The following is an 8,336-nucleotide window of genomic DNA, read 5'->3' on the forward strand; positions in this document are numbered from 1 at the left end:
TTTGTCGTCGTATTGATGCAAGGAATTTTTTAGAAAGGGATAGAACCGTGTTTCCTAGAGGGACACAGTTAAAACAGTTGACTGCTGACGTCAAGAAAGCTGTTTTAAGGTTCTTTATATCATAACTATGGCTATTGAAGTAATCATGCCTAAGCTCGGTGTTGACATGCAAGAAGGCGAAATCATCGAGTGGAAAAAGGCAGAGGGCGATGAGGTCAAAGAAGGGGATATCCTTCTTGAAATCATGTCCGATAAAACAAATATGGAAATTGAAGCAGAAGAATCAGGTGTTCTTTTGAAAATCGTCAAAGGCGATGGTGAGGTTGTTCCAGTCACAGAAACCATTGCTTACATCGGTCAAGCTGGTGAGTCTGTTGATGTTGCTAGTTCTTTAGCTCCTGCAGCTGAGGTAGTGGCAGAAGCCCCAGTGGTTCCGCAAGAATCTCCTGCAGTAGCACAAGCTCCAGTAGAACGTAAAGACGGTGAGAAGGTTCGTGCGACACCAGCTGCCCGTAAAGCTGCGCGTGATTTGAACATTGACCTTAATGCCGTACCTGGTACGGGTGCTAATGGGCGTGTCCACAAGTCTGATGTTGAGGACTTCAAAGATGCTGCACCTAAGGTATCGCCACTTGCAGGTAAGATGGCTCATGATTTGGGTATTGACTTGTCAACGGTTAAAGGTTCAGGCTTCCGTGGTAAAATTATGCGTGAAGATATCTTGGCAGTCTTGGCAGCTAATCAGCCAGAAGAGGCTAAAGCACCAGCTCCTGTTAAGGAAGAAGCGCCAGCTAAAGAATTGCCAGAAGGTGTTGAAATCATCAAGATGTCTGCCATGCGTAAGGCGATTTCAAAAGGTATGACACATTCATACTTGACAGCGCCAACCTTTACGCTTAACTATGACATTGACATGACTAACCTCATGGCTCTTCGTAAGCAAGTCCTTGAACCAATCATGAACAAAACAGGTCTGAAAGTAACCTTTACAGACTTGATTGGTCTTGCGGTAACACGTACCTTGATGAAAGAAGAACACCGTTACCTCAATGCGTCACTGATCAATGATGCTCAAGAAATCGAATTACACAAGTTTGTCAACATGGGTATCGCTGTGGGTCTTGAGGATGGACTTGTGGTGCCAGTTGTTCACGGTGCAGATAAGATGAGCTTGTCAGAATTCGTGGTTGCCTCAAAAGATGTCATCAAAAAAGCACAATCAGGTAAACTTAAAGCGGCTGAAATGTCAGGTTCTACCTTCTCAATCACTAACTTGGGAATGTTTGGTACTAAGACCTTCAACCCAATCATCAATCAACCAAACTCAGCTATCCTTGGTGTCGCAGCAACTGTTCAAACACCGGTCGTTGTTGATGGTGAAATCACTATCCGTCCAATCATGGCAATGTGCTTGACGATTGACCACCGTTTGGTAGATGGTATGAACGGAGCTAAGTTCATGGTTGACCTTAAACACTTACTTGAAAATCCATTAGAATTGCTTATCTAAGGAAATCTATACTAGACTTAAAAAATTAAGAAGAAAGGAATTGAGACGAAGAAAAAGATAATTGGGTTTCTAATTGAACCCGAGCGGAAAGTTCGGAAAAAAGATAAATCGTTGCGAAAATCAAGATTTTCTACGATTTCCTATTTTTCAGTCACTTTCTCTTCGCTCTTGGTATCTTATAAATGGCTATTGAAGTGATTATGCCTAAGCTTGGCGTTGACATGCAAGAAGGCGAAATTATTGAATGGAAAAAAGCAGAAGGCGATGTTGTTAATGAGGGCGACATCCTTCTTGAAATCATGTCTGATAAAACAAACATGGAAATCGAAGCAGAAGACTCAGGTGTCCTTTTGAAAATTGTCAAAGGTGACGGCGAAGTAGTTCCTGTTACAGAAGTTATCGCCTACATCGGTGCTGAAGGTGAAGTAGTTGGTGAATCTGCTGCTCAACCAGCACCGGCTGCAGAAGTTGCTCAAGCGACAGCAGACCTCAAAGGAGCAGGTCTTGAAGTGCCGACCGCACCAGCTGCTCACGCTAAAAAAGCACCAACAGCAGATCTTGCTGACAACGAGTTTGATATCGTTGTTGTTGGTGGTGGACCTGCTGGTTATTATGCTGCTATCCGTGGTGCTCAACTTGGTGGTAAGATTGCCATCGTTGAGAAATCAGAATTTGGTGGTACTTGCTTGAATGTTGGTTGTATCCCAACTAAGACTTACCTTAAAAATGCTGAAATCCTTGACGGTTTGAAAATTGCTGCTGGTCGCGGTATCAACCTTGCTTCAACAAACTACACAATTGATATGGATAAAACCGTTGACTTCAAGAACTCAGTGGTTAAAACATTGACAGGTGGTGTTCAAGGTCTTCTTAAAGCCAACAAAGTCACTATCTTCAACGGACTTGGTCAAGTCAACCCAGATAAGACAGTAACCATTGGTTCAGAAACCATCAAAGGTCGCAACATCATCTTGGCAACTGGTTCTAAAGTTTCACGTATCAACATTCCAGGTATTGATTCTAAACTCGTTTTGACATCTGACGATATCCTTGACCTTCGTGAAATGCCAAAATCACTCGTTGTTATGGGTGGTGGTGTCGTTGGTATCGAGCTTGGTCTCGTTTGGGCATCATACGGTGTTGACGTGACAGTCGTGGAAATGGCTGACCGCATCATCCCAGCAATGGATAAAGAAATTTCACTTGAACTTCAAAAAATCTTGACTAAGAAAGGCATGAAGATCAAGACATCAGTTGGTGTTTCTGAAATTATCGAAGCCAACAACCAATTGACCTTGAAGCTCAATAACGGCGAAGAATTGGTTGCTGAAAAAGCCCTTCTTTCAATCGGTCGTGTGCCACAATTGAATGGACTTGAAAACCTTAACCTTGAGATGGATCGTAACCGTATCAAAGTTAATGAATACCAAGAAACATCAATTCCAGGTATCTACGCACCAGGTGATGTTAACGGAACTAAGATGCTTGCTCACGCTGCTTACCGTATGGGTGAAGTGGCTGCTGAAAATGCTATCTGGGGTAACGTGCGTAAGGCTGACTTGACTTACACACCAGCTGCGGTTTACACACATCCAGAAGTGGCGATGTGTGGTTTGACAGAAGAGCAAGCGCGTGAGAAATACGGTAACGTTCTTATCGGACGTAACAGCTTTACTGGAAATGGCCGTGCGATCGCTTCAAACGAAGCTCACGGTTTTGTCAAAGTTATCGCTGATACTAAATACCATGAAATCCTTGGTGTTCACATCGTTGGTCCAGCGGCTGCTGAAATGATTAACGAAGCGGCAACGATCATGGAAAACGAATTGACCGTTGATGAATTGCTCCGCTCAATCCACGGACACCCAACCTTCTCAGAAGTTATGTACGAAGCTTTCGCTGACGTTCTTGGAGAAGCTATCCATAACCCACCAAAACGCAAATAAAACTCGCTAGAGTGACATGAGAGTGGGACAAAAATCGGTAATTCCGAAGGAATTCGATGTTGTCGTCCCACCTCCGCACAGCTCAAAAGGTTTGGGAAACCTTTTGAGGTTGTAGATAAAATCAAGCCTAGCTTGATATCAAAGTAGGGCTGTATGAGTTGATTTATCAACGAAATAGAGCTCACTCAACCACTGCGTCTTGTAATATCTAACTAAAAAATTAAGGGGGTTAGGACTTTTGTCCCAGCCCCTTTTATGAGGAATATTTTATGAAATACATTGTCAACACATCTAACAACCCAGCCTACAATATCGCTCTTGAAGCCTATGCTTTTCGTGAATTGGTGACAGAAGACGAGTTGTTTATTCTCTGGATTAACGAGCCTGCTATTATCATCGGTAAGCACCAAAATGCCATTCAAGAAATCAATAAAGAATACACGGATGCTCACGGTATCCATGTTGTCCGTCGATTGTCAGGTGGTGGTGCGGTTTACCATGACCTTAACAACCTTAACTACACGATCATTTCTAACAAATCTGAAGAGGGAGCCTTTGACTTTAAGACCTTCTCACAACCTGTGATGGCAACCTTGGCTGACCTTGGTGTCAAGGCTGAATTTACAGGGCGTAATGACCTTGAGATTGACGGCAAAAAATTCTGTGGTAATGCCCAAGCTTACTATAAAGGACGCATGATGCACCACGGTTGCCTGCTTTTTGATGTGGATATGACCGTTCTTGGCGATGCCCTCAAAGTCTCAAAAGACAAGATTGAGTCTAAAGGGGTCAAGTCTGTACGTGCCCGTGTAACCAACATTCTCAACGAATTGCCAGAAAAAATCACTGTTAACGAATTTGCTGATAAAATCTTGGACAAGATGAAAGAAACTTACCCAGATATGACCGAGTACGTCTTGTCAGAAGATGAGCTAGCTAAAATCCAAAAATCATGTGATGAGCAATTCAGCACTTGGGACTGGACTTACGGTGCTGCACCAGAGTACACAATTGAACGCTCTGTTCGTTACCCAGCAGGTAAGATCACAACCTATGCCAAGGTGGAAAATTCTATCATTGAATCGCTCAAAATCTACGGTGATTTCTTCGGTATCGGAGACGTGGCAGACATCCAAGAACTCTTGGTCGGCGTTCGCTACGAGTACGCTGATGTTCTTGAGAAATTGCAGAGCATTGACACGACCCACTATTTCTCACGCATGACCGTTGAGGAAGTCGCCAAAGCTATCGTGGCTTAGAGCTAGGAACAGCCTTAGATAAGAGGGGGAGCGAGCTTGCTTCATCCCAAAAGATAATAGAAAACAGCTTAGAAGCAAGGTCTTGGAGACCTGTTTCTAAGCTGTTTGTGTTTAGTCAATCAGGAGCAGACCTTCTTCAATTTTGAAGGGGTCTTTTTCGTTGATACGGTCGTAGAACATAACACCATTAATGTGGTCAATTTCGTGTTGAACGACGATTGAGTTGTAGCCCTTGAGTTTGATTTTTTTCTTTTCTCCATTTTTATCGAAATACTCTACAGTGACGCGTGAGTGGCGAATAACATAGCCTTCAACAGGACGATCAACCGAGAGGCAACCTTCACCGTCAGCAAGGGCAGCGTCTTGAACGGAGTGAGAGATAATCTTTGGATTATACATGATTTCTTGGATGCTGTACGCTTCCTTAGGAGGGTTACCCTCAGCATCCTCGATATTTGGAACCAAAACAGCGATGATACGTTTTGAAATATCCAACTGAGGTGCAGCAAGTCCAACACCGCCGCGAAGTCCCATCTTTTCAGCCATGACAGGATCTTGTGAGTTTTTGAGGAACTGCATCATCTTTTCACCCAAGATGATGTCTTCGTCTGACAAGGGAAGGGCAACTTCCTCAGCAATAGCACGCAAGGTTGGATTGCCCTCACGGATGATATCATTCATGTCAATCTGATGGCTTGCGCGGATAATTTTACTTTGTGCGTCCATAATAATCACAGCATTTTCCTTTTTTAAGGACTAATGCCTTCCTTTCTTCTCTAACTAATCTACTCTAATATACCACAAAAACCTTGCAAAATAAAGGCAAGGACACATTAGCTGTTGTATCCAAAAAAGAGGAGAAAGAGGCTGAAATAACCTAGTAGCAGAGCTAGTAAGACGAGTATTGTTAGGAAAGTTATTTTGATCCATAAAGGATAGCGGAGCTTTTGATGATGCCAGATCAGAGAGCCAGTGACAAGAAGGTAGAAGCAGTAGCTGATAGCTACCACTAGCTTGACAGTTAAAAAGTTTAGCATAAAACCAACTCCTTTCAATACTATGATAGCATTAATTTCCCTCGATGACTAATTCTTCTAAGGCGGCTTGGTTGTCAATCTGATAGTTCTTAAAGCTGGGTTTTGAGATGATCTTTTGGTCAATCAGCTGCTTAATGACTCGCATGAGATGACGGTAGCTAGTACCAAAAGTGTCTGCTAGGATGGGAAGATTGAGCTGGAAATGCCCTCCTTCTTGAACGGTTAAAATGTGGGTTGCGAGGCGTTCTTTGACAGAGTAGGAGATATTGGTTGAGGCGGAGATGTTTTGGCGATAGAGGCTCTCTGCTAGATTTTGCCCTATTTTCAAGAGAAAGATAGGGTCTTTGAGGAGTTGTTCTTTGTTGTAGAGGGGAAGCTGTATGACTTGGACTTCCTCTAGAGCGATGACGGATGAAACAGCCCCACGTCTGGTCATGAGCTCGATATCACCGATGATGGTAGGCTGCATTGGTGTCTCTAAGATATACTCTTTCCCATTGAAGAGTCTTCGGACAATTTTGAGCTTACCTTTTAGGACATAAGACAGAGCTGTAAGTTCTTTTCCCTGATGGCAGATAGCTTGTCCTTTCTGATAGACAACCAGTTGAAGCTGCGCGTGATAATTTTCAGGAAAAACGTCTTCAAGTTGGTAATCTTTGACTAATTTTTGGATTTCTTGTGCTTGTGGAATCGTATTCATCTCCTTTTTAGGACCTAGGTCCTATTTTTGTTGCTTGACATTGATTATACTGAAGATAAGAAATTTAAGCAAGAATGGAAGATGTTATGAAATTAGTTATGGAAAAGATCAGTCTCTTGGCACTCTCGCTAATGCTGGTCTCAACATTCGCAGTGTCATCTGCTCTCCCGCAGATGATTGCCTATTATCAAGCACAGGGATATGCCTCTAGCCAGGTGGAGCTCTTAGTCTCCATGTCCTCCTTTGCTATTATTGCTGTGCTATTGTTAAATCCCATCATCAATCGGTTCGTCTCAGAAAGTCTTAGTATTATTTTAGGGATTTTACTCCTTTCATTAGGTGGTTTAGCTCCTTATTTTAACCAGTCTTACAGCCTGGTTTTTGCCTCTCGACTCGTCTTGGGACTTGGTATTGGTTTAATCAATGCTCACGCCATCAATATCATCAGCCAACGCTTCTCAGGTAAGGAAAGAATTCGTATGTTGGGACTTCGTGGCTCTGCCGAGGTGCTAGGTTCAGCACTCTTGACCTTTATCGCAGGGCAATTATTGAGCTCTAACTGGTCAAATGCCTTTCTAGTTTATGGATTTAGTTTGCCTATCTTGGCTCTCTATCTGATTTTTGTTCCTAATAGCAACGAAGATGAGGCGCCACAGGCCAGTCGTGAAAAAGAAAAAGTCAGCTTTGAAATGAAAGAATTGCTCTATATCTTAGGACTTGCCCTGTATGCTGGATTTGTCATTCTCATCAACTCAGTTAATACCTTGCGTATTCCTGTGATTGTGGATCGTCTAGGACTAGGCACTGCCAGTCAGTCTAGCTTGATTCTGAGTTTGATGATGCTGATGGGGATTTTGGCAGGGACACAATTTTCAGCCATGGTATCATTTTTGAAAGCCTACTTTATGCCAGTCATTCTTTTCGTTTTAGCAGGGGGCGTTCTGGTTGTTTGGGCAGGGGCTTCGCTGTGGTTGATTGGTTTAGGAGCTATCTTGACGGGCTTCGTTTATAGTTTAGGGGTAACCTTTGTTTTCCACTTGATTTCAGAGCGAATGAAGGGGGAAAAGCTAGCGACGGCAACGACCTTAGTTTTGTTAGGATGTAATTTTGGTGGTGGTATTGCATCGCTTGCGCTAAGATTTTTTGATAGCATTCTTCCAACCACGACAGGAGCTTTTTTGATTCTTGCCGTTTTGAGTTTGGTACTCGGTGTGATCTTACTGGTACCGGCTCTGCGACAACAAAAATAAGTTCACATAAGACGTGAAGAAAATCATTTGACCCAGCTCAGCTATTTTGCTAAAATAAGAACAGTCGTAAAAACGACTAACCAACTTCTTCTTGGTCCTAGGAGCGCCAATCCTAGCACTCGGTTGAAGCAATAAAAGGAGAAAACATTATGGCAATCTCAAAAGAGAAAAAAAATGAAATCATCGCTCAATACGCACGTCACGAAGGTGATACAGGTTCAGTTGAAGTTCAAGTAGCTGTTCTTACTTGGGAAATCAACCACCTTAACGACCACATCAAACAACACAAAAAAGACCACGCTACTTACCGTGGTTTGATGAAAAAAATCGGTCACCGTCGTAACTTGTTGGCATACCTTCGCCGCACTGACGTAAACCGTTACCGTGAGCTTATCAGCTCTCTTGGTCTTCGTCGTTAATTTTTTCGCTAAGTTTTCTTTTCTCGTCGTTAGAGCGCCTCGATAACCTCAAGGTTAATCTTCGTCATCTCTGCCTAGATAAAAGCAAACTTATCAGAAAAAATGAAAAGCTCTTCGTTTGTGTACTGACCCCAAAAAGTTGGACACTATATTTATTGAAGGGATTTAGTTCTGTATTGCACAGGACTAAGTCCTTTTAGTTTTGCTTTGATTCG

7 protein-coding genes are annotated in these 8,336 nt (G+C 42.8%); 5 read left to right on the forward strand and 2 right to left on the reverse strand.

Annotated features, from left to right (window positions below; genetic code table 11):
- Nucleotides 1–127: 127 nt before the first annotated feature.
- From JOC31_RS06905 to JOC31_RS06915, 3 genes are all read left to right on the forward strand, one after another.
- Nucleotides 128–1,510 carry a dihydrolipoamide acetyltransferase gene (locus tag JOC31_RS06905; protein ID WP_205017428.1) on the forward strand — a complete coding sequence of 461 codons (1,383 nt, stop codon included), beginning with the start codon at nucleotides 128–130 and terminating at the stop codon, nucleotides 1,508–1,510.
- Between the two features lie 182 nt (nucleotides 1,511–1,692).
- Nucleotides 1,693–3,456: a dihydrolipoyl dehydrogenase gene (gene lpdA, locus JOC31_RS06910; protein ID WP_205017429.1), complete on the forward strand. Its 1,764-nt coding sequence runs from the start codon at nucleotides 1,693–1,695 to the stop codon at nucleotides 3,454–3,456.
- 269 nt (nucleotides 3,457–3,725) lie between these two features.
- Nucleotides 3,726–4,715, forward strand: coding sequence for a lipoate--protein ligase (locus tag JOC31_RS06915; protein WP_205017430.1), 990 nt, complete (start codon nucleotides 3,726–3,728; stop codon nucleotides 4,713–4,715).
- 111 nt (nucleotides 4,716–4,826) lie between these two features.
- On the opposite strand, the gene def is transcribed toward JOC31_RS06915, so the two are convergent.
- Together def and JOC31_RS06925 are read right to left on the reverse strand one after the other, a co-directional pair.
- Nucleotides 4,827–5,441: a peptide deformylase gene (gene def, locus JOC31_RS06920; RefSeq protein ID WP_205017434.1), complete on the reverse strand. Its 615-nt coding sequence runs from the start codon at nucleotides 5,439–5,441 to the stop codon at nucleotides 4,827–4,829.
- A 342-nt stretch (nucleotides 5,442–5,783) separates the two neighbouring features.
- On the reverse strand, nucleotides 5,784–6,452 hold the full coding sequence (locus JOC31_RS06925; RefSeq protein WP_205017431.1) for a cyclic nucleotide-binding domain-containing protein: 669 nt from the start codon (nucleotides 6,450–6,452) through the stop codon (nucleotides 5,784–5,786).
- Nucleotides 6,453–6,538: 86 nt separating this feature from the next.
- On the opposite strand from JOC31_RS06925, the gene JOC31_RS06930 reads away from it, so the two are divergent.
- Together JOC31_RS06930 and rpsO are read left to right on the forward strand one after the other, a co-directional pair.
- The gene (locus tag JOC31_RS06930) at nucleotides 6,539–7,702 is read left to right on the forward strand and encodes an MFS transporter (protein ID WP_205017432.1); all 1,164 of its coding nucleotides are present in this window, start codon (nucleotides 6,539–6,541) and stop codon (nucleotides 7,700–7,702) included.
- Nucleotides 7,703–7,851: 149 nt separating this feature from the next.
- Nucleotides 7,852–8,121, forward strand: coding sequence for a 30S ribosomal protein S15 (gene rpsO, locus JOC31_RS06935; protein ID WP_008535715.1), 270 nt, complete (start codon nucleotides 7,852–7,854; stop codon nucleotides 8,119–8,121).
- Nucleotides 8,122–8,336: the final 215 nt, after the last annotated feature.

Source organism: Streptococcus saliviloxodontae (assembly GCF_016908655.1).
GTDB classification, from domain to species: Bacteria; Bacillota; Bacilli; order Lactobacillales; family Streptococcaceae; genus Streptococcus; species Streptococcus saliviloxodontae.

Bases quoted from the DNA above. Each gene is read 5' to 3' on its own strand.
- JOC31_RS06925 (WP_205017431.1), bottom strand. From the start codon at position 6,452: ATGAATACGATTCCACAAGCACAAGAAATCCAAAAATTAGTCAAAGAT.
- lpdA (WP_205017429.1), top strand. From the start codon at position 1,693: ATGGCTATTGAAGTGATTATGCCTAAGCTTGGCGTTGACATGCAAGAA.
- def (WP_205017434.1), bottom strand. From the start codon at position 5,441: ATGGACGCACAAAGTAAAATTATCCGCGCAAGCCATCAGATTGACATG.
- JOC31_RS06930 (WP_205017432.1), top strand. From the start codon at position 6,539: ATGAAATTAGTTATGGAAAAGATCAGTCTCTTGGCACTCTCGCTAATG.
- rpsO (WP_008535715.1), top strand. From the start codon at position 7,852: ATGGCAATCTCAAAAGAGAAAAAAAATGAAATCATCGCTCAATACGCA.
- JOC31_RS06915 (WP_205017430.1), top strand. From the start codon at position 3,726: ATGAAATACATTGTCAACACATCTAACAACCCAGCCTACAATATCGCT.
- JOC31_RS06905 (WP_205017428.1), top strand. From the start codon at position 128: ATGGCTATTGAAGTAATCATGCCTAAGCTCGGTGTTGACATGCAAGAA.